This is a genomic window from Polynucleobacter nymphae (assembly GCF_018882155.1).
GTDB lineage: Bacteria > Pseudomonadota > Gammaproteobacteria > Burkholderiales > Burkholderiaceae > Polynucleobacter > Polynucleobacter nymphae.
The window spans coordinates 1545411-1567236 of record NZ_JACVPA010000001.1 but is presented as its reverse complement, the minus strand read 5'-3'; the positions used below and the strand labels follow the sequence as shown (position 1 = coordinate 1567236).

Annotated in this window: 19 protein-coding genes; 13 read left to right on the top strand and 6 right to left on the bottom strand. The window is 45.1% G+C overall.

Features of this window, described 5'->3' with window-relative positions:
- Window positions 1–5 precede the first annotated feature (5 nt).
- The 3 genes from glcF to proC are packed head-to-tail and all read left to right on the top strand — an operon-like array spanning window position 6 to window position 2871.
- On the top strand, window positions 6–1283 hold the full coding sequence (glcF, locus tag ICN29_RS08130; RefSeq protein ID WP_216131599.1) for a glycolate oxidase subunit GlcF: 1278 nt from the start codon (window positions 6–8) through the stop codon (window positions 1281–1283).
- Window positions 1280–2005, top strand: a complete 726-nt coding sequence (locus ICN29_RS08125; protein ID WP_216131596.1) for a YggS family pyridoxal phosphate-dependent enzyme — start codon at window positions 1280–1282, stop codon at window positions 2003–2005. The genes glcF and ICN29_RS08125 overlap by 4 nt, the downstream gene beginning before the upstream one ends.
- Before the next feature lie 32 nt (window positions 2006–2037).
- Window positions 2038–2871: a pyrroline-5-carboxylate reductase gene (gene proC, locus ICN29_RS08120; protein WP_216132161.1), complete on the top strand. Its 834-nt coding sequence runs from the start codon at window positions 2038–2040 to the stop codon at window positions 2869–2871.
- A gap of 16 nt (window positions 2872–2887) precedes the next feature.
- Here the strand turns inward: proC and ubiA are convergent, their stop codons facing one another.
- Window positions 2888–3751, bottom strand: coding sequence for a 4-hydroxybenzoate octaprenyltransferase (gene ubiA / locus ICN29_RS08115; RefSeq protein WP_216131593.1), 864 nt, complete (start codon window positions 3749–3751; stop codon window positions 2888–2890).
- Between the two features lie 10 nt (window positions 3752–3761).
- Complete coding sequence (recG, locus tag ICN29_RS08110; protein WP_216131590.1) at window positions 3762–5828, bottom strand: ATP-dependent DNA helicase RecG; 2067 nt, start codon at window positions 5826–5828, stop codon at window positions 3762–3764.
- A gap of 30 nt (window positions 5829–5858) precedes the next feature.
- On the opposite strand from recG, the gene queA reads away from it, so the two are divergent.
- The 5 genes from queA to secF all read left to right on the top strand — a co-directional run bounded on the left by queA (window position 5859) and on the right by secF (window position 11379).
- A complete protein-coding gene (gene queA, locus ICN29_RS08105) occupies window positions 5859–6905 on the top strand; it encodes a tRNA preQ1(34) S-adenosylmethionine ribosyltransferase-isomerase QueA (protein WP_216131587.1) in 1047 nt (348 codons plus the stop codon).
- Entirely contained in the window at window positions 6902–8059 is a 1158-nt protein-coding gene (gene tgt / locus ICN29_RS08100; RefSeq protein ID WP_216131584.1) for a tRNA guanosine(34) transglycosylase Tgt, read from the top strand. The genes queA and tgt overlap by 4 nt, the downstream gene beginning before the upstream one ends.
- Window positions 8060–8189: 130 nt before the next feature.
- Entirely contained in the window at window positions 8190–8516 is a 327-nt protein-coding gene (gene yajC, locus ICN29_RS08095; protein WP_216131581.1) for a preprotein translocase subunit YajC, read from the top strand.
- 25 nt (window positions 8517–8541) lie between these two features.
- Window positions 8542–10401 carry a protein translocase subunit SecD gene (gene secD, locus ICN29_RS08090; RefSeq protein ID WP_216131579.1) on the top strand — a complete coding sequence of 620 codons (1860 nt, stop codon included), beginning with the start codon at window positions 8542–8544 and terminating at the stop codon, window positions 10399–10401.
- A 3-nt stretch (window positions 10402–10404) separates the two neighbouring features.
- Entirely contained in the window at window positions 10405–11379 is a 975-nt protein-coding gene (gene secF, locus ICN29_RS08085; RefSeq protein ID WP_216131576.1) for a protein translocase subunit SecF, read from the top strand.
- Window positions 11380–11391: 12 nt separating this feature from the next.
- Here secF and ICN29_RS08080 read toward each other — a convergent pair whose 3' ends face one another.
- Window positions 11392–12747 (bottom strand): 3-deoxy-D-manno-octulosonic acid transferase, encoded by a 1356-nt coding sequence (locus ICN29_RS08080; RefSeq protein WP_369411650.1) that lies wholly within the window; start codon window positions 12745–12747, stop codon window positions 11392–11394.
- Window positions 12748–12749: 2 nt separating this feature from the next.
- On the bottom strand, window positions 12750–14129 hold the full coding sequence (gene purB / locus ICN29_RS08075; RefSeq protein WP_216131570.1) for an adenylosuccinate lyase: 1380 nt from the start codon (window positions 14127–14129) through the stop codon (window positions 12750–12752).
- A gap of 94 nt (window positions 14130–14223) precedes the next feature.
- Here purB and ICN29_RS08070 point away from each other — a divergent pair, with 94 nt between their 5' ends.
- Window positions 14224–14838, top strand: a complete 615-nt coding sequence (locus tag ICN29_RS08070) for a glutathione S-transferase (protein WP_216131567.1) — start codon at window positions 14224–14226, stop codon at window positions 14836–14838.
- 24 nt (window positions 14839–14862) lie between these two features.
- Here the strand turns inward: ICN29_RS08070 and mnmA are convergent, their stop codons facing one another.
- The gene (gene mnmA / locus ICN29_RS08065) at window positions 14863–15975 is read right to left on the bottom strand and encodes a tRNA 2-thiouridine(34) synthase MnmA (RefSeq protein ID WP_216131564.1); all 1113 of its coding nucleotides are present in this window, start codon (window positions 15973–15975) and stop codon (window positions 14863–14865) included.
- 179 nt (window positions 15976–16154) lie between these two features.
- Between mnmA and ICN29_RS08060 the strand changes: the two genes are divergently transcribed.
- From ICN29_RS08060 to ICN29_RS08045, 4 genes are all read left to right on the top strand, one after another.
- Window positions 16155–17285 carry a Re/Si-specific NAD(P)(+) transhydrogenase subunit alpha gene (locus ICN29_RS08060; protein WP_216131561.1) on the top strand — a complete coding sequence of 377 codons (1131 nt, stop codon included), beginning with the start codon at window positions 16155–16157 and terminating at the stop codon, window positions 17283–17285.
- Between the two features lie 28 nt (window positions 17286–17313).
- Complete coding sequence (locus tag ICN29_RS08055) at window positions 17314–17652, top strand: proton-translocating transhydrogenase family protein (RefSeq protein WP_216131559.1); 339 nt, start codon at window positions 17314–17316, stop codon at window positions 17650–17652.
- A 33-nt stretch (window positions 17653–17685) separates the two neighbouring features.
- Entirely contained in the window at window positions 17686–19053 is a 1368-nt protein-coding gene (locus ICN29_RS08050) for an NAD(P)(+) transhydrogenase (Re/Si-specific) subunit beta (RefSeq protein WP_216131556.1), read from the top strand.
- A 178-nt stretch (window positions 19054–19231) separates the two neighbouring features.
- Window positions 19232–19966, top strand: coding sequence for a hypothetical protein (locus tag ICN29_RS08045; RefSeq protein ID WP_216131553.1), 735 nt, complete (start codon window positions 19232–19234; stop codon window positions 19964–19966).
- Between the two features lie 68 nt (window positions 19967–20034).
- On the opposite strand, the gene ICN29_RS08040 is transcribed toward ICN29_RS08045, so the two are convergent.
- Window positions 20035–21744, bottom strand: coding sequence for a tetratricopeptide repeat protein (locus ICN29_RS08040; protein WP_216131550.1), 1710 nt, complete (start codon window positions 21742–21744; stop codon window positions 20035–20037).
- Window positions 21745–21826: the final 82 nt, after the last annotated feature.

The following is a 21826-nucleotide window of genomic DNA, read 5'->3' as shown; positions in this document are numbered from 1 at the left end:
CCGCTATGCAAACTCAACTCGCCCCTCAATTTGCCAATACACCCGAAGGGATAGAAGCAGCTCGAATTTTGGGAAAATGTGTTCACTGTGGTTTTTGTACAGCTACTTGCCCAACCTATCAAATCTTAGGTGATGAACTTGATGGTCCGCGTGGTCGTATATACCTCATCAAGCAAATGGCTGAGGGTGTAGCGCCTACAGAAAAAACCCGTATGCACCTAGATCGGTGCCTGACTTGCCGCAATTGCGAAAGTACCTGTCCTAGCGGCGTGCAATACGGCAACTTAATCGATATTGGTCGCAAGTGGGCTGAAGACAGCACACCTGAACGCCCTCTTGGCGAGCGCTTAACACGCTGGGCCTTAAAAGAGGGTTTAACAAAGCCGGCACTATTTAATTCGGCGATGGCTTTGGGTCGCTTAGTACGACCGCTGATGCCAAGCGGTATCAAGCGCAAGATCCCACAAGTGAAGAATAAGGGCTTAGATAACTCAACAGACCCTTATGCAAGACCTACTACTTCACATGATCGCAAAATGCTGATTCTGGAAGGCTGTGTTCAGCCAGGTATGTTGCCAAATATCAATTCGGCAACTGCACGTGTTTTAGATGCATTAAAGATTCAGCTCATTAGTGCTCCAAACGCTACTTGCTGTGGTGCCTTGCGCTACCACCTAAATGATCAAGCAGGCGGCCTAGAGAACGCCAAGCAAAACATTGATGCATGGTGGCCTTTGGTTGAGAGTGGTGTTGAAGCAATCGTGATGACAGCCTCTGGCTGCGGCGTCATGGTTAAAGATTATGGCCATCTCTTTGCGAATGACCCTACTTACGCAGCTAAAGCTAAAAAGATCTCTCACTTAACTAAAGATATTTCGGAAATACTGCCTGATCTACAAAATGAATTAATCCAGTTGATTGGCACAGATCAAAAACCTGGTGTGGTGTATCACCCACCTTGCACATTGCAACACGGCCAACAAATTCGGGGCAAGGTTGAAGCTTTGCTATCAAGCATTGGTATCGGCGTTCGCTTGTGCGCAGATAGTCATCTGTGTTGTGGCTCTGCAGGCACTTATTCAGTAACCCAGCCCGAGCTCTCAGAGCAGTTGCGTAAGAATAAGTTAAATCATTTAAATGCAGCCTGCGAAGAATCTGGCGCAGAAATCATTGTCTCTGGAAATATTGGCTGCATTACGCATCTTCAACAAGAAGATACGCCAGTACTTCACTGGATTGAGATCGTGGACCAATTGATCAGTAAATCTTCTAAGGTCAAATGAGCTCTATTGTTGTTAACCTCATGCAGGTAAAACAGCGCATCGAGCTTGCAGCGCTAGCGGCAAAGCGCGAGCCCGAAGAGATTGAGCTCTTAGCAGTCAGTAAAACCTTTCCAACTTCCGCAATTGAAGAAGCCATGCACGCAGGACAAACTGCTTTTGGTGAAAACTACGTTCAAGAGGGTGTTGAGAAAATTACTCAATTGGCCAAATTACGTCCCTGGCTAGTATGGCACTTCATAGGCCCACTACAAAGCAATAAGACTAGGGAAGTTGCTGAACATTTCGATTGGGTACATAGCGTTGACCGACTCAAAATTGCAGAGCGTTTATCTGCACAGCGCGGTGAGTTTCCTAGCCTTGCAGAATTGCAACTATGCGTTCAAGTCAATGTGAGCGATGAAGAAAGTAAAGGTGGCGTGCCTCTTTCTGAGGCTGAGGCACTTTGTGATTCAATTGTTCAGTTGCCCAATATAGTTCTCAGGGGTTTAATGGCTATCCCGGCTCCAAGCACAGATTTGGGTGAGCAGCGTAAAGCATTTGCCCAGGTCCAAGACTGCTTTAAACGTATTCAAGCTGCCCGATCTACGAATACCAGGTATCAATTCTTTGATACCCTATCGATGGGTATGTCCGATGATCTTGAGGCTGCTATTGCCCAAGGCAGCACTATTGTTCGCGTTGGGACCGCCATTTTTGGGAAGCGCGATAAGATTAGCAAATGAGCACAAATCAAAATAGCCAAAAAAATAGCAACGTGCACATCACTTTTATTGGTGGTGGCAATATGGGCCGCGCCTTAATTAGTGGCTTACTAGCCAATGGATTTATCTCTAATCAAATTTCTGTAGTTGAAGCTAATGCAGCGACTGCAATAAAGTTGCATGAAGACTTTGGCGTTCAAGGTATTGGCGCCTTAGAACAGATTACTTTTGACTTCTCAAAAAATAATGTCCTTGTCATGGCAATTAAACCTCAGGACTTTAATGTGGTAGCTAAAGGCTTAGCCGCAAAGCTCAAGCATGCATCTGCACCTGGCCCATTGATTTTGAGTATTGCTGCTGGTATTCGCTTAAAAGATATGAGTCGCTGGCTAGATCATGCCCGCTGTGTGCGCGCTATGCCCAATACTCCAGCATTAATTGGCAAAGGTATTACTGGATTATTTGCTGATACAGCCGTAAATGAAGCTGATCGTGAACTAGCCCAGACCATCTGCAATGCGGTTGGCCAAAGCATTTGGGTATCAGAAGAGAGGCTCATGGATGCTGTTACGGCGGTTTCGGGCAGTGGTCCTGCTTATGTTTTTGCCTTTTTAGAAGCTATGCAATCGGCTGGTGAGAAATTAGGATTGGATGCGGCGAGTGCTCGCAAGCTGGCCTATGCAACTCTTGAGGGTGCAACGCAACTTGCTCATAACTCTGATGAACATGCTGGTGTACTGCGTGAGCGTGTCACCTCTAAAGGTGGCACTACAGCAGCAGCGCTTGAAGTCATGAAGCAAGAAGGTTGGAACGAGATTCTTGAAAAAGCCATTGATGCCGCAAGTCAGCGTGGTAAAGCAATGGGAGACGAATTGGGTAAGAGTTAATTACCTGAAGTAAGCCTTAGCGCAAACTAAGGCCAAGCACAATTCCTAGAAATAAAAATCCACCCAACCAATTGTTATGGCGAAATGCAGCAAAGCATTCTTCGCGCTTACGGGTAGAAATCAATTTGAGATGGTAAATAGCGCAAGCTAGGGCTATAGACCATCCAAGCAAAAAGTAATTACTCAAGTCAGCTAATTGCGCTACCCAAATTTGGCTGATAAACAAGATGGCATAACTCACCGCAATTGCAGCAACGTCATATTGCCCAAAGGTAATTGCGGAGGTACGCAAACCCAAACGCAGATCATCCTCACGATCAACCATGGCATAGGCAGTGTCATAAGCGATAGCCCAAAAAATATTTCCTACGAATAAGATCCAAGCCTCTAAGGGGATGTCATTCAAGATAGCGGCATAAGCCATTGGGATGCCAAAACCAAAAGCGACACCTAAAACAGCTTGAGGCATCGCAAAGAAACGTTTAGTAAAGGGGTAAATAAAAGCGACTGCCAATGCAAAAACTGATAGTAACTTGGTATACCTATTCAGTGGCTGAATCAACCAGAAGGCAAGTAAGGCTAGCATCGCAGCAACTAGTAGCGCTTCTTTCCCTGAAATCTTACCGCTTGTTACAGGACGCGCTTGCGTTCTCTGTACATGACGATCAAAGTCGCGATCAGCATAATCATTCATCGCGCAACCTGCGCTACGCATCAAGAATGTACCAGCTACGAATATCAATAAGATATTGAGATCGGGTACTCCAGCACTGGCGAGCCATAAGGCCCAAAGGGTTGGCCATAAAAGCAGTAGAGTACCAATCGGCTTATCTAAGCGAATCAGATAAGCATATGAGATAAGGCGATCATTCAAGGACATAGAGTAATTATCACGCCTTTAGAAATTCAGCGCGCGATCCTAACCAGCGCTCTAAATGCCGCTCTACTAAATCAGCATGCTCTGCTAGCAATCGTTCAGCTGCTTGTTGAGCCAGCTCAATTAACCAAGCATCGCGCTGCAAATCTACAAAACGCAACATGCCATCGCCGGACTGCTTCGCTCCGAGTAGTTCGCCGGGGCCACGCAGGGAAAGATCCCTCTCTGCAATCACAAAGCCATCCGACACCTCTCGTAGAGTCTGCAAGCGTTCTTTAGCAGCCATCGATAGAGGCTCTGCATACATCAGGATACAAACAGAGTCAGCAGAACCGCGCCCCACACGCCCACGCAATTGATGAATCTGAGCATAACCAAAACGCTCTGCATGCTCAATAACCATGAGCGCAGCATTCGGCACATCTACCCCTACCTCAATCACTGTCGTAGCAACTAATAATTGAATTTCATTTGCTTTGAAGGCTGCCATCACTGCTGCCTTTTCTTCTGCTTTTAAGCGGCCATGCACTAAGCCAACTTTAAAATTAGGCAAAGCCTGTGTCAGCTGCTCATAACTTTCAACAGCAGTTTGTAATTGCAAGGCCTCAGACTCTTCAATCAAAGGGCAGACCCAATAGGCTTGCAGTCCTTTCGACAACCAACTTTGTAGACCACCAATGACCTCATCACGACGTGAAGCTTTCACCACCTTGGTGGTAATAGGTTTTCGACCGGGAGGGAGTTCATCAATCACGGATACATCGAGGTCTGCGTAATACGTCATCGCTAAAGTACGGGGAATTGGTGTGGCTGACATCATCAGTTGATGGCAATAGAACAACTCGGATCCAAGTCTTTGCTGAATTTCTAAACGCTGTCTCACTCCAAAACGATGTTGCTCATCAATGACTGCCAAGCCTAATTTAGAAAAACTGACACTCTCCTGAATCAGAGCATGGGTACCAATGATCAGTTGGGCCTGACCACTCTCAATCATCTCTTGGGACAATCTTTTTTCTTTTGCTTTCAAACTGCCTGAGAGCCAAGCAATGCGGACGCCTAATGGCTCAAACCACTCTTTCATTTTTAAGTAATGTTGCTCAGCCAAGATTTCTGTAGGTGCCATCACAGCGGCCTGATAACCATGATCTATCACACGTGCTGCTGCTAAGGCTGCGACTACTGTCTTGCCACTCCCCACATCACCCTGTAAGAGACGATTCATAGGAAATGATTTTTCTAGATCATGGCTAATCTCTGACCAAACACGAGCTTGCGCGCCAGTTAGTGTAAAAGGTAGTGCTTTTATTAGGTTTGCCTCAAGACTTTTTTCTTTTGAGGGCTTGGCAAAGCTTGGAGCATGCCGCTCTCTTCGAATGGCATGGGCACGTTTCAAGGAAATCTGTTGCGCCAGTAATTCTTCAAATTGCACACGGCGCCATGCCGGATCAGTACGCTCCAACAATGCTTGAGTATTAGCATCAGAAGGTGGTTGATGTAAGTAGCTAATGGCAGATTGCAAACTGAGCCAATTATTACCTGGAAGAAGTTCTGTCATTAACTTTTTGGGCAAGAACTCAGCCAAACTATCTTGCAAACTAGGATCGCGTAGTGCTTGTACAACTGCTTTGCGAATGACAGCTTGTGAAACTCCAGCGCTCGCTGGATAGACTGGAGTAAGGCTTGTTGGCAATGGGGCATCTGCAGCCACCCCTCTGACAGTTGGATGAACTATTTCTGGACCCTGAAATCCTTCCCGCACCTCACCACGGACTCGGATATGCGCGCCCACTGCCATTTGCTTTTGCTGACTAGGATAGAAATTGAGAAATCGCAATTGCAAAGTAGCAGTCTCATCTTCAATAGTGACTAGCATCTGTCTTCTGGGTCTAAATAAGACCTGATTCCGAATGACGATCCCTTGGGTCTGGATCGAGCTAAATCTGCCCTGATTGAGGGCCTCTTCAATAGTGAATAACTCAGTCTCATCTTCATAACGAGATGGAAGATGCAAAGCAAGGGCCATAGGGCTGTCTAAACCCATTTTTTGGAGTGTGCTTGGCGCTTGTTTGGTAGTCATCGTTAAAATCCAATACCTGATGGTAATGCTATGCAACTCTCCGACTTCAATTACGAACTTCCTGCCGACCTAATTGCCCAATACCCTTTGGCGAATAGAACCGACAGCCGCCTCCTAGAGGTCAAGGCTGAAGGGGGGAATCACGCCCAGCTAATAGACCGTCAGTTTAAGGAAATCCTAAGCCTTATTAAGCCAGGGGATTTATTAGTCTTTAATGACACCAAGGTGATCCCTGCCCGTCTTCATGGCAAAAAAGAGACTGGCGGTAATGTGGAGTTGCTCATCGAACGCATTAGCGGTGACAAACAAGCTTGGGTACAAATTAGGGCATCTAAAGTTCCCAAGACTGGCTCTATTGTTCAAATCTACAACCAGACTGGAGAAACTTTTTCAGTGGAGATGATGGGATATGACGGCCGTTTTTACGAAGTGCGTTTTCCAGAAAATGTATTTGGGCTACTAGAGCGCTTTGGTGAATTGCCACTGCCACCTTATATTGAGCATCAACCTGATAGTGAAGATGCGCAGCGCTACCAAACTGTAGTTGCTAAAAATCCAGGCGCAGTAGCAGCCCCTACTGCAGGACTTCACTTCGATGAAAATATTCTGCAGCAATTAAAAGATTTAGGAGTGAGCCTGGCAACTATCACGCTACATGTAGGAGCAGGCACCTTTACTCCCGTTCGGGAGGAAGATCTCTCGAAACATAAAATGCATCATGAGTGGTACTCGATTCCAAAAGCTTGCTTGCAAGTAATTGAGGAAACTAAGAAACAGGGTGGAAGAGTAATTGCAGTAGGCACAACCAGCCTCAGAGCCTTAGAGAGCCAGGCTCTTAGCCAGCAGAGCAGTGGTGAGACCAACCTCTTTATTACCCCGGGGTTTGAGTTCAAAACGGTAGATTGTTTGCTAACAAACTTTCATCTGCCAAAATCTACCCTATTGATGTTGGTGAGTGCTTTTGCGGGCATGGGTAATATTCGCGCCGCCTACCAACATGCTATTGACCAGAAATATCGCTTCTTCAGCTATGGAGATGCGATGTTTCTTTGCAAACTTAAGAATACAAATCTATGACCAAACCTGTTCACTTTAATATTTTGGCGCGCGACTCGCAAAGTCCTGCTCGCCTTGGTCAGCTTAATCTTCCACATGGTAGCGTACAAACTCCCATTTTTATGCCGGTGGGAACTTATGGCACCGTCAAGGCGATGACACCGCGCGATTTACATGAAGCAAAAGCACAAATTATTTTAGGTAACACTTTTCATCTCTGGTTGCGTCCTGGTTTAGATGTCATCAAAAAACATGGTGGCTTGCATCGCTTCATGGCTTGGGACAAACCAATACTGACCGACTCTGGTGGCTTTCAGGTCTTTAGTTTGGGAGCGCTACGCAAGATCTCCGAAGAAGGTGTGACCTTTGCATCCCCGATTAATGGTGACAAACTTTTTATGTCCCCTGAAGTATCTATGGAAATTCAGGCTGTATTAAACAGTGATATCGCGATGCAGTTTGATGAATGCACCCCCTATGAAATCAAAGGCCAACCCACCTCTGAAAAAACGGTTCGCGCATCACTCGAAATGTCGCTCCGCTGGGGTGACCGCTCACTCAAACGTTTTCGAGAACTCAATACTGGTAATGGCCTCTTTGGCATTGTCCAGGGCGGGATGTTTGAGAATCTACGGGAATTTTCTTTAGAGGCTGTAAGTCAACAGGGATTCGATGGTATTGCGATTGGCGGCTTATCCGTTGGCGAACCTAAACCAGAGTTTGAACGTATTTTGAATTTCACGGCACCCAAGCTGCCAGAACATATGCCGCACTACCTTATGGGCGTTGGCACACCTGAGGATCTGATGTTGGGTGTTAGCCTTGGCATTGATATGTTTGATTGTGTGATGCCTACCCGTAATGCACGCAATGGATGGCTTTTTACCCGCTTTGGTGACCTCAAATTACGCAATTCTGGGTACAAGGATGATGATCGGCCACTAGACCCTACTTGCGCCTGCTACACCTGTCAAAACTTCACTAGATCCTACTTAAATCACCTTCAAAAGGCGAATGAGATTCTAGGGTCACAGCTCAACACTATTCATAACCTGTCCTATTACCTCCAATTAATGGCCGAAGTCAGGGAGGCCTTGAGTCATGACCGTTTTAGCGCCTACCGCGAAGAGTTCCACAATAATCGCCAGCGTGGCGTAGAACCAGGGCAGGATTAACAGTCCTACTGGGATACACAGCCCCAAAACCCCTCTAAACCCCCACACAGTTTAGAATTGCGGGTTTACGGCTTTACTTAAAAGTCTAGAACTGAAGTAGTTTCCAAATAGTCTTTAACGGAGGTTTTATATGTGGATTAGTAACGCTTTTGCCCAAGCTCCAGCTGCGGGCGCAGATTCTGGTGGCTTAATGAGCTTTCTTCCTTTGGTTTTGATGTTTGCAGTGCTGTACTTCATCATGATTCGTCCACAAATGAAGCGTCAAAAAGAAACTAAAGCTATGCTCGAAGCATTATCAGTTGGCGATGAAGTAGTTACTGTTGGCGGCATCATGGGCAAAGTGACTGCATTGAAAGATGCTGTAGTTACTGTTGAAATTTCAGCCGGTACTGAAGTGCAATTACAAAAAGGTGCTATCACCACTGTATTGCCAAAAGGCACGCTGAAGTCTGCTTAATGCGCTTGTTTAAAAGTATCTCAATATGAATCGCTACCCTCTCTGGAAATACTTAGTTATCGCTGTTGCCTTGTTGATCGGCGGACTATATTCATTACCAAACTTCTATGGTGAGGCTCCTGCGGTTCAGATCTCGTCCGCCAAACCAACTATCAAGGTTGATTTGGCGACACAAGCTCGTGTTGAAAAGATTTTGTCTGAAGCTGATATCAGTAACACTGGTATTTTCTTTGAGAATGCTACCAATGTAGGTTCCATCAAAATTCGCTTTAATAACACCGACATCCAACTGCGCGCACGCGACCTCTTACAGCAGAAAATCAATATTGATCAAAGTGATCCGAACTTTACCGTTGCATTAAATCTTCTTTCAAATACACCAGATTGGCTACATGCTATCAATGCACTGCCCATGCCTTTAGGTCTTGATTTACGAGGTGGCGTGTATTTCTTGCTACAGGTGGACATGAAAGGCGCTGTACAAAAGAAGGTAACTTCTTTAGCAACCGACATTCGCACTCAATTACGCGATAAAAATATTCGCCACCAGGGTATTGAGCGTGGTGCTGACAGTATCACTATTAACTTTGGTAGCACTACTGATGCAGATGCTGCGCGCACAGTGATGTTATCTGCTCAACCAGAGCTCATTTGGCAAGTAAAGCCTACTGGTCTGTCACCAAAGTTAGTTGGTGAATTTAAACCAACGGCATTAAAAGAAATTCAAGATAGCGCAGTTAAACAAAATATCATTACTTTAAATAAACGCGTGAATGAGTTAGCAGTTAAAGAACCAGTTATTCAACAACAAGGTGCTGAACGTATCGTGGTGCAGTTGCCAGGCGTTCAAGATACCGCGCGCGCCAAAGATATTATCGGTCGAACAGCGACTTTAGAGTCTCGCTTAGCCGACCCATCAGTTTCCAGTATTGGCTTTGGTGAAACTCCGCCTCCAGGCACGGATACCTTCCGCTTTGGAGAAAACCGATTAGGTGTATTTAAGAAGTCGGTTATTTTCAGTGGCGATCGCATTACTGACGCGAGCGCTGGCTTTGATCAGAACCAACGTCCTGCAGTAAACATCTCTCTTGATGCAGCCGGCGGCCGCGTGATGCAAGAAGTCACTCGCGAGAATATTGGTAAGCCAATGGGCATGATTTTATTTGAAAAGGGTAAGGGTGAAGTTCTTACGATTGCGACTATTCAAGGTGAATTTGGCTCTAAGTTCCAGATCACCGGTCAACCTACTACTGCCAGCGCTAATGACTTGGCACTCTTACTCCGAGCTGGCTCCTTAGCTGCGCCGATGGAGATCATCGAAGAGCGCACTATTGGACCAAGTTTGGGCGCAGAGAATATTGAAAAAGGATTTAAATCCCTCTTAATCGGCTTTGGCGCAATTGCCATTTTCATGATGGCTTACTACTTACTGTTTGGTACATTCTCAGTGATTGCTTTGGCAGTGAACTTACTCCTACTAATCTCTGTGCTGTCAATGTTGCAAGCTACTCTCACTTTGCCTGGCATCGCCGCGATGGCCTTAGCGCTCGGTATGGCAATTGACTCCAATGTATTGATTAACGAGCGTATTCGGGAAGAGCTCCGTAATGGCGCCGCTCCTCAAACTGCCATTGCAGTTGGCTTTGATAAAGCATGGGCAACTATTTTGGACTCGAACGTGACTACCTTGATTGCTGGTCTTGCCCTCTTAGCATTTGGCTCTGGACCAATCAAAGGCTTTGCGGTGGTTCACTGCTTAGGTATTTTGACCTCTATGTTCTCGGCTGTCTTCTTCTCGCGCGGTCTTGTCAATCTTTGGTATGGCAGACACAAGAAGGTTCAAAAACTTGCTATTGGCCAAGTTTGGCGCCCACAGGAGAAATAAGCCATGGAATTTTTCCGGATCAAAAAAGATATCCCTTTCATGCGCCATGCCTTGGTGCTCAACGCGATTTCTTTAATTACCTTCTTAGCAGCTGTCTTCTTCTTATGGCACAACGGCCTTCATCTCTCCATTGAATTTACTGGTGGTACCGTCATGGAGGTGAGCTATCCTCAAACTGCTCCTTTAGATTCTATTCGCGCCAAAGTTGAGAAGTTAGGTTACGCAGATACCCAGATTCAGAACTTTGGCAGCTCACGCGACATCATGATTCGCCTCCCTTTACAAAAGGATGCCGCAGGAAAACTCATTTCTTCTGCAGATCAAAGTACAGCCGTGATGCAAGCGCTTGAGCCAGCCAGCAGTGGAGCCAAGCTACAGCGCGTTGAGTTCGTTGGACCACAAGTTGGCCAAGAGTTGGCCATGGATGGCTTGAAGGCTCTGATCTTTGTGATTATTGGTATTGTGCTGTACCTCTCTTTCCGCTTTGAGTGGAAATTTGCGGTAGCTGGCATCATCGCGAACTTGCATGACGTCATCATCATCTTGGGCTTCTTTGCTTTCTTTCAATGGGAGTTCTCGCTCTCTGTCTTGGCAGCAGTGCTTGCAGTTCTGGGTTACTCCGTAAACGAATCTGTGGTGATCTTTGATCGTATTCGTGAAAACTTCCGCAAATATCGCAAGATGAATACCCGTGAGATTATTGACAACGCGATTACCAGCACAATCAGTCGTACCGTGATTACTCACGGTAGCACTGAGATGATGGTTCTGGCTATGCTCATCTTTGGTGGCCCAACACTGTTCTACTTTGCTCTAGCTCTGACCATTGGTATTTTGTTTGGTATTTACTCTTCAGTATTCGTAGCTGCAGCCTTGGCAATGTGGCTTGGCGTAACTCGTGAAGATTTAGTGAAGGGCGACAAAAAGCCTGATGACAATACACGCAATGATGATCCTAATTTTGGGGCACGCGTTTAAATCAAATTGGGCTTAACTGAAAGAACGGTTCTGTTGATCAAGGGCGGCGACGATTTTCTTGGTAGCGCCTTGATGTTCGATGGAGTAAGTCTTGGCTGCTTCGCCCATTTTGCTGAGTTCAGTAGCATTTGAAAGCAACTCCTTTAAAGCGTCCATTAAGGTGCTTGATTCGCCTAACAATAAGTCGCCTTCAATACGCTTAGCAGCACCAGCTTGAATTGCATCTAGGGAAGCTTGCTGAAAGTTATAGGTGTGCGCACCCAATAAAACTGGACAACCAGCTGCACAAGCCTCTATTAAGTTTTGACCGCCAAACGGCAAGAGGCTACCACCCATCACAACTAAATCAGCAGCGCTGTAATACATCGGCATCTCGCCCATAGAATCGCCTAAGACTACTTCTATTCCATTACAGTCCTTAGGAACTCCTGACCATTCAGTTCGACGGCGAAACTTTAAACCAGTTGAATGAATCGCATCGGCAACTTCTGTAAATCGCTCGGGGTGGCGAGGTACCAAACAAAGTAGAGGCTGAACTACAAAATAATTGCTCAATAGCAATTCTTTCCAAGCCTTCAGAATGATTTCCTCTTCACCATCGCGAGTGCTGGCAGCGCAGACCATCAAACGCTTACTAGCATGCAACTCCTGTTGCCATAGCTCGCCTTGTTGCACTAGCTGTGCATCTAGAGCTACATCAAACTTGAGATTGCCGACGATACCGATATTGTTCACACCAAGTCTACGGTAACGCTGTGCGTCAAAATCAGTTTGTGCCAAGATGCCTTTAAAGGCTTGAAATAATGAGCGGCCCGCTTTACCAAATCGGTTTATGCGGCGCGCACTTCTTTCGGAGAGACGAGCATTTACTAAGAACAGCGGTGGGCCAATTTCTGCACAACGAAAAATAACCGTTGGCCACGCCTCAGTCTCCATGAAGAGGCCAAGCTTAGGCTTAAAAGTGTTTAGAAAATGTTCGACTGACCAACATAGGTCATAAGGCAAATACACCTGACGTATCTGTTCAGAAGCAATTTGCTTAGCAAATAGTTTTTTGCCTGTACGACGGCCATTTAAAGTCATATGCGTCAGCAAGATAGTTTCGCCACGGGCAAGATACGCTTCAATTAATGGCTGAGCGGCACGGGTCTCACCAACTGATACTGCATGAATCCAAATAGCTCCTTGGGTAATGGGCTTGTCATAGCCAAAGCCAAGGCGCTCTGGAATGTGGTGCAGATATGCAAAAGAATGGCGAGCGCGCCATGCTAGACGGACAAAAGCTAATGGCAATAGGAGATGCCATAGCAATTGATAAACAGCAAACCAGACTCGAGGACGTGCCCCGTATTCTGAATCGGAGTTCACAGTCACTTTTTGAGACGTTCGGTCAATTCAACCGCCTTACCTAAATAAGAAGATGGGGTCATTTCCAGCAAACGCGCCTTTGCATCTTCTGGAATCTTTAAACCGCGTATGAAATTTTGTAAATCTGCTTTATTAATCCCCTTGCCACGAGTCAATTCTTTTAACTGTTCATAGGGATTCTCAATGCCGTAGCGACGCATGACAGTTTGAACTGGCTCAGCCAATACTTCCCAACATGAATCTAAATCTGCTGCAATCGCTGCGTGATTGACTTCCAACTTACCGAGGCCACGCAAAGCGCTGTCATAAGCCAAGACACTATGACCAAATGCTGGGCCTAAATTACGCAAGACCGTTGAATCAGTCAGATCGCGCTGCCAACGAGAAATCGGTAATTTTTCTGCAAGGTGGCGAAGCAGTGCATTTGCAACGCCCAAGTTACCTTCTGAGTTTTCGAAATCAATCGGATTCACTTTATGCGGCATTGTGGATGAGCCAATCTCACCAGCCTTAGTACGCTGCTTGAAATAACCTATAGAAATATAAGCCCAGAAATCCCGATCCATATCTAATAGGATGGTATTCGCACGGGCAATTGCATCAAATAACTGTGCCATGCCATCGTGGGGCTCAATCTGAATGGTGTAGGGATTAAAAGTGAGGCCGAGACGCTGCTCAACCACATTCTTCGAAAAATTTTCCCAATCAAAATCTGGGTAAGCAGATAGATGCGCGTTGTAGTTACCCACTGCACCATTCATCTTACCTAACAATGGAACTGCAACAATTGAATCAATCGCACGTTCTAAACGTTTTGCGATGTTGGCAATTTCTTTACCAAGTGTGCTTGGTGACGCAGGTTGACCATGCGTACGTGATAACAAGGGTACCTTAGCATTCTCAAGGGCAAGCTCAGTTAATACTGAAAGCACTTTTCTGAGCTGCGGCAAAAGTACTTCATCACGTGCACCGCGCAACATTAAGCCATGTGAGGTGTTATTGATATCTTCAGATGTGCAAGCAAAGTGGATGAACTCACTGGCCTTGAGTAAATCTGGACGACCAGCAACTTTTTCTTTTAAGAAGTACTCAACTGCTTTGACATCATGATTAGTGACAGCTTCGATATCTTTAATACGCTGCGCATCCACGTCAGAAAAGCTTTCGGGAAGCGATAGCAAGAAAGCTTCATCAGCAGCACTGATTTTTGGTACATCAGGAAGGCCGGCAGCTGCCAATGCCAGTAACCAATGAATTTCCACAAAGACGCGCTGACGCATAAAAGCCGCCTCAGAAAGCCAGGGACGCAAAGCATCTAATTTCCCAGCGTAACGGCCATCTAAGGGGGAAAGGGCATTAAGGGTAGAAAGCGGCTGACTCACGAATATTGCCTTTGCATTGAATATGTCAATAAAACCTATTTTAATGCGTTCCAGGTTAAAGCGCGCCCCCATTAGGATCGCTATAATGTGCCCTATGAAACTAATCGGATCCCTTACCAGCCCCTACGTTCGTAAAGCACGTATCGTTTTTTCAGAGAAAAAGGTTGATGTTGACCTTGAATTAGAGAGCGTTTGGGCGGCAGACACCAAAATAGCCAATTTCAACCCCCTAGGGAAGGTTCCTTGCCTCGTTCTGGACGACGGTGAGGCTCTCTACGACTCTCGCGTCATCGCTGAATATGCTGATGCCCTAAGCCCAGTGAGCAGGCTTATTCCAACTGATAGCCGCGAGCGCGCAAGCGTGAAAACTTGGGAAGCCCTGGCTGACGGAATTATGGATGCTGGTATTTTGGCTCGACTGGAGCGCACTTGGCGCCCTGCCGAACAACAGAGCTCAGCTTGGGTCGATCGCCAAATGGGCAAGATTCAAAACTCCCTACGTCAAATGTCTGAGATCTTGGGTGAGAATGCCTGGTGCCATAGCAATCAAATAACGCTTGCTGATATTGCAACAGGTTGCGCACTGGGTTGGTTATTACTTCGCTTTCCAGATGTCAAATGGCAGGCGCAATATCCAAACTTAGATCGCCTCTACCAAAAGTTATTGCAGCGGCCTTCTTTTATTGAAACTGAGCCGCCAGCAGCGTAATTCAGTTTCAATTGCATATTGGGATTAGGCAGAGATAATTCCGCCTCCCAAACAGATATCGCCATCGTATAAAACAGCAGATTGTCCTGGCGTTACTGCCCACTGCGCCTCTGGAAAATTTAAACTGAAATTCAAGGGCGCCTCACCTGTATTCAACATACAAGTTGAATCAGTTTGGCGATAGCGAGTCTTAGCAGAATAGTTTCCAGAAATTGGAGTGCTGCCCGCAATCCAACTCGCATCAATAGCCTCTAGCTTATTAGCTAATAACCAAGGGTGTTCATGGCCCTGCGCTACATATAAGATGTTATTTGCCATATCCTTCCGCGCTACGTACCAGGCATCGCCATTACCATCCTGACTACCGCCCAAGCCAATCCCTTTGCGCTGACCTAAGGTGAAAAAAGCCAATCCCATATGCTCGCCAACAGTCTTACCATCGGGCGTTTTTATTAGTCCTGGTGTGCGAGGCAAGTAACGGTTCAAGAATTCTCTAAACGGGCGCTCACCAATAAAGCAAATTCCAGTGCTATCTTTTTTACGCGCATTATGTAAGCCAATTTTTTCAGCAATCTTACGCACTTCCGTTTTTGGAATTTCTCCCAACGGGAATAAAACATTCGCTAGTTGTTGCTGCGTTAAGCGATGCAAAAAATAACTTTGGTCTTTACTCGCATCAATCGCTTTTAATAACTGAACTTTGCCGCCTTCATGACGAACTCTGGCGTAGTGTCCAGTTGCAATTGCATCCGCACCCAAACTCATAGCATGATCTAAAAAGGCTTTAAATTTAATTTCGGCATTGCAGAGAACATCAGGATTGGGAGTTCGCCCTGCAGCATATTCGCGTAAAAACTCGGCAAATACACGCTCCCGGTATTCAGCAGCGAAATTGACCGCCTCAACATCGATTCCGATCAAATCTGCTACCGAAACAACATCGAGCCAATCCTGGCGGGAAGAGCAATATTCGTCGTTATCGTCATCTTCCCAATTTTTCATAAAGAGGCCAACAACCTCATAACCTTGCTCTTTGAGCATCCAGGCAGCTACTGACGAATCTACCCCTCCAGACATGCCAATAACGACTTTCCGGGGCCTTGCAGACGGGATTGATGAAGAATTGAGGGAGTTCATCAAAAAAATGCGAGAATACTTCATAGACAGATAAACCCCATTGTAGAAGTCTCAACCAGACTTCACAGGATTTTAGGCAAAACCATAGCCGGCAGACCTGGGGACTCAGTAAATAGGTAAAACCTACCCTGTTTATCTATAAAATAGACTTTTAAAAATTTTGCTTTTGGAGACATGCCATGCGCATAGGAGTGCCGCTAGAAACAAGGCCTGGGGAAACTCGAGTAGCCGCCACGCCAGAAACCGTAAAAAAACTGATCGGCCAAGGTCATAGCGTCCTTATGCAGAAGGGTGCCGGCGTTCAGGCCAGTCAACCAGACTCCGCATATGAAGCTGTAGGTGCCACCATTGGCAGTGCTGCTGATGCATTTGGTGCAGAAATTGTTTTAAAGGTACGCGCTCCTGAAGCGGCTGAGCTTAAGCAAATTCAATCTGGCAGTGTGCTGATCGGCATGCTTGATCCGTTTGATAACGACAACATTGCTGCAATGGCTGCACAAGGTGTAACAGCATTCTCATTAGAAGCAGCGCCTCGTACTACTCGCGCACAGAGTATGGATGTCTTGTCTTCACAAGCAAATATTGCTGGATATAAAGCAGTGATGATTGCTGCAAATGAATATCAACGCTTTATGCCAATGTTAATGACAGCCGCTGGCACCGTTAAAGCGGCTCGCGTACTCATTTTAGGTGCCGGAGTTGCTGGCTTGCAGGCTATCGCAACTGCTAAACGTTTAGGTGCTGTTATTGAAGCATCTGATGTGCGCCCTGCCGCTAAAGAGCAAATCGAATCCTTGGGCGGTAAATTTGTTGATGTTCCCTATGAAACTGATGAGGAGCGTGAAATCGCTAAAGGCGTCGGTGGCTATGCTCGCCCGATGCCAGAAGCTTGGATGAAACGTCAAGCCACTTTAGTTGCAGAGCGCGCTCAACAAGCTGACATTGTGATTACTACCGCATTAATCCCAGGCCGTAAGCCACCAGTCTTATTGCACAGTGATACCGTCGCCAATATGAAGCCCGGCTCTATCGTGATTGATATTGCAGCAGGTAAAGGTGAAAATGGTTCCGGTAACTGCCCACTCACTCAAGCTGACAAAATTGTTGAAGTGAATGGCGTAAAAATTGTTGGCTATACCAATCTTGCAAGCATGGTTGCAGCAGATGCATCAGCACTCTATGCACGTAACTTGATCGACTTCATGAAACTCATTGTTGATAAAGACGCAAAGTTGGTTATTCCTGCTGCTGACGATATCGTTACTGCCTGCTTAATGTGTCGTGATGGTCAAGCTGTCCGTAAAAACTAATAGAACAAATTTAGATTAAGGAAATATCATGGATCTCGCTGCTTTTCAAAGCATCCTCACAGTCCAAAACATCACTGTGTTTGTATTGGCCATTTTTGTTGGTTACCACGTGGTTTGGAACGTTACTCCTGCATTACATACTCCATTGATGGCCGTTACTAATGCCATCTCCGGAATTATTATTGTTGGCGCGCTTCTGCAAACTGAAGTCATTGGTGGCGATGAAATAACCCTCACTAGCATCATTGGTGCAGTTGCAGTATTCCTAGCTTCAATCAATATTTTTGGTGGCTTTATGGTCACCCGACGCATGCTCGAGATGTTTAAGAAGAAAACACCCAAAGCAGATGCGGCTGGAACTAAATAAAACTAGAACAAGATCTACATAGAGACCAAACTTATGTCAAACATAACTGCAATTTCATATCTCATTTCCTCGGTGCTGTTCATCCTCGCATTGCGTGGACTCTCCTCGCCTACTACCTCTCGCCAAGGCAATATGTTTGGCATGATTGGTATGCTGCTGGCTGTCATTACGACATTCTTTATTCCTGACTTTAAGCCAGTCTTTAGCCTCATCATTGGTGCTGTTGTCGGCGGCGCAATTATCGGCATGATTGCAGCTAAACAAGTGCAAATGACCAAGATGCCTGAGCTCGTGGCATTGATGCACTCATTCGTAGGCTTGTCAGCAGTCTTGATTGCCATTGCTGCCGTATTCAATCCCGCGCAAGCCCATACTGGCGCCCAAAAAATTGAGCTCTTTATTGGCGCATTTATTGGTGCGATTACCTTTACTGCTTCTGTGATTGCTTTCGGCAAATTGTCTGGCAAGGTAAGCGGTAAACCAGTCACCTTCTCTGGCCAACACTTGCTTAACTTGATCCTAGCTATTTCTATGGTTGGTGCAGGCATTGCTTATTACATGGGTGATAGCCACGCTGCTTTCTTGGCGATGTGTGCGATTGCCTTGGTGTTGGGTGTGACCTTAATTATTCCTATCGGCGGCGCTGATATGCCGGTTGTAGTATCTATGCTTAACAGCTATTCTGGTTGGGCTGCAGCAGGCATTGGTTTCACTTTGAACAACCCAGTTTTGATTATTGCTGGCGCTTGCGTGGGTTCTTCAGGTGCGATTCTGTCTTACATCATGTGTAAGGCGATGAATCGCTCGATCGTTGCCGTATTGCTCGGCGGCTTCGGTGCTGAGGCTGCTACTGGCGGGGCTGACGATGGCTCCCCTAAGAACTATAAAACTGGATCGCCAGAAGATGCGGCATTCCTCATGGAAAATGCTGACACCGTCATTATTGTTCCTGGATATGGATTAGCAGTTGCCCGCGCACAGCATGCTCTTAAAGAGTTAACTGAAAAATTGACTCATCATGGCGTTACTGTGAAGTATGCAATTCACCCCGTAGCTGGTCGCATGCCTGGACATATGAACGTACTCTTAGCTGAAGCTGAAGTACCCTATGACCAAGTGTTTGAGATGGAAGATATCAATAGTGACTTTGGTCAGGCTGACGTAGTGTTAGTGCTTGGTGCAAACGACGTCGTTAACCCAGCTGCGCGCACTCCAGGCAGCCCGATCTTTGGGATGCCAATCTTAGAGGCCTTCAAAGCCAAAACCATTATCGTCAATAAACGCTCTATGGCTGCTGGTTACGCTGGCTTAGATAACGAGCTCTTCTACATGGATAAAACTATGATGGTCTTCGGTGATGCGAAGAAGGTTGTTGAGGATATGGTCAAGGCTGTTTCGTGAGACGTAGGTGTCTTGGCTAGTAAGGCTTTCTAGGGAAATAAATTAGGGCTTGTCAAATTGCTGTAAAGCTAGGATAGAAAAACATGGTTTCAATACGAAATCGCCATGGCAGTGGCAAGCCCACAGCATAAAAATGTTAGCCTCTTGTTTCGGATAATTAAAACCATACATTATTAATATGAATTTTTTCTATAGAATTAGCGATAATTCCTATCAAAAGAAACGGCTGGATATCGCTACAAAAGAATTTTGCTTTCTAAATTTTTGCAAAAATTTCCCAACCCCTTCTGATACTGTCTTCGTAATTGCTGACAATGTTAACGCCCAACTTAAAAAGTTTTTAATAGGAAATTTACCTAAGAATGCGCACTTACTTGAGGTAAATACTGGCTCTAATGGAGCAAGTTTTAAACTCCAACTGCAACTTTTAAAACAAATATCGGTGGAAGATATTGTTGTTTTTCAAGAAGATGACTATTTATTTAAGAGTAATGCCTTAGATACTGATACTCAGAAAATGAATAATATCGTCACGCTAGAAGGATTAAACCGCGCTGATTACATTAGTCTTTATGATCATCCTGATAAATATATGCCGCCAGCTAATGGAGGCAATCCTGCAATTACGGATGAAGGGGTTGAAAAAACAGGGATTTTCCTGACCCCAAACTCTCATTGGAAATATACAAACTCTACAACCCTTACTTTTGCAGCTAAGGCTAAAACAATTTTAGAAGATCTTCCAATTTGGTTGGAGTACTGCGGTGGAAATCATCCACATGACTACCAAGCCTTTATGGCACTTCAGCAGCGTGGCAGAAGAATTGCGACACCTATACCCGGACTTGCCACTCACACAGAGACGGCTTGGCTATCGCCCTTGTTTGATTGGTCTTCGCTAAAAGACATTTAAGGTTTTAAAAACCATTTAAATTATCGCCTCCAGTCTAGTGGGCCGATCAATCAGCTCAATTAAGCTAACTATCCTAAGAGGGTACCAGCCAAATCTTTTCGCACTCTCTCCAGCACACCACTCCAATCATTTATAGCTGACTGTCTGTACAACTTCACTGATGGGTACCATGGACTATCTTCCCTATCTAACAGCCATCGCCAATCTGGTACATAAGGTACGATAACCCAAGTTTCTTTACCCATCGCTGCACTTAAGTGAGGAACGCTAGTACAACTACTGATAACTAAATCAACGCATTCAATTAAAGCGGCAGTATCACTAAAATCATTGAGTTGGTCGCCATAATATTGAATATTTTTATATTCTCTAAAAAATTCTTTATCGCAATCTTTGATTTCTTTTTGTAAACAGATATATTCATACCCTTCGGTAGGAAGCGCCTTTACAAAATCTGACAGTAGCAAACTTCTTTTTGAATCATGCTGAAAGCTAGAGATACTGCTCCAAACTAAACCCACTCTTTTTTTCGTTTTTGGCCCTAATTTAGAACCCCATTCAGATACCTTATTTGAATCACTCGCAATATAAGCATTTTCTGCGGGAATGCTAGCAACATTGGTATTAAATGCCAGGGGCAGACTGAGAAGTGGGCAGCAAAAATCAAAAGGGGGTAGCTCCTGACCCTTAATTACTAACTCTGAAACTCCTGCCAAGTCAGTCAATACTATTGCAAGGGATTGGGGCACCTCCAAAATCACCTTAGCACCTAAATCAGCAACCAATTTAGCGTAGCGGCAAAACTGGATAAAGTCCCCTAAACCCTGCTCCCCATAAAGCAAAATTGTTTTGCCATTCAGGGACTCCATTCCAAGCCAAGTAGGCTTATCAAAAGAGCGTTTTTCTGCAATCTCACTAATGCTCTTTGATCTCCACCTACTCTCGTATAGTGGTAATCCATGCTGATAATCCCCTAGCAAAAGCAGCGCTAAGCTTTTGTTCCATGCTGCTTCGTGGTGATCTGGTTTTGCTCTTAATGCATTATTGAAGTTGGCAATAGCCTCATCCAGACGCTGGAGTTCAAAAAGGGTTGACCCTTTATGCATCCATGCATCATAGTAATCAGGCTTTAAAATTAATGCTTTGTCAAAGCAAATAATAGCTTCATCAAAATACTTTAGTTTACTTAGCGCATTCCCTTTGTTTGACCACGCCACATAATTGTGAGGCTCCACACTAAGCGCTTTATCATGAATAAAGAGTGCTTCATCAAAATGCTTCAGTTCAAATAAGGTAACCCCTTTATTTGTTAAAGCTTGAGCACAATTTGGATCTAGCGTTAGCGCTTTATCGAAGATGAGGATGGCATCATCGTATTGCTTGAGCTCATGGAGAGTGCTAGCATAATTCACCAGTATATCTAAATCATTTGGGGAAATTTTATATGCATCATGAAAATTCCTTAATGCACTTTGATAGTCATTTTTTAATGTATACAAAAAACCCAAATTGTAGGGAATTCTTGCGTCATTAATATTGCATGCCTTTAATAAATCAAAGATTATTAATGCATCATTCACCTTACCGCTTTCAGCGCAATCGACCCCAAGCTCGAAAAGATTATTTAGATTTCTGGGATCTTCTTTTACTGATAACAGAATAAGATCAGAATTTTCTTTTAGTTTGTTATTTTTAATATGATTAATAATCTCTAGCATTTGTGAGGAGAAATTTTTATTCATACAATATTTGCCATTAAAATCTTCGAATTCTGACATGCTCAATTTAAGGGTAATTCGTGTTTAATAAATTGTACGTCTCAAACAAAAAAGCGCCCGGTCTTTTGAACCAGGCGCTCTC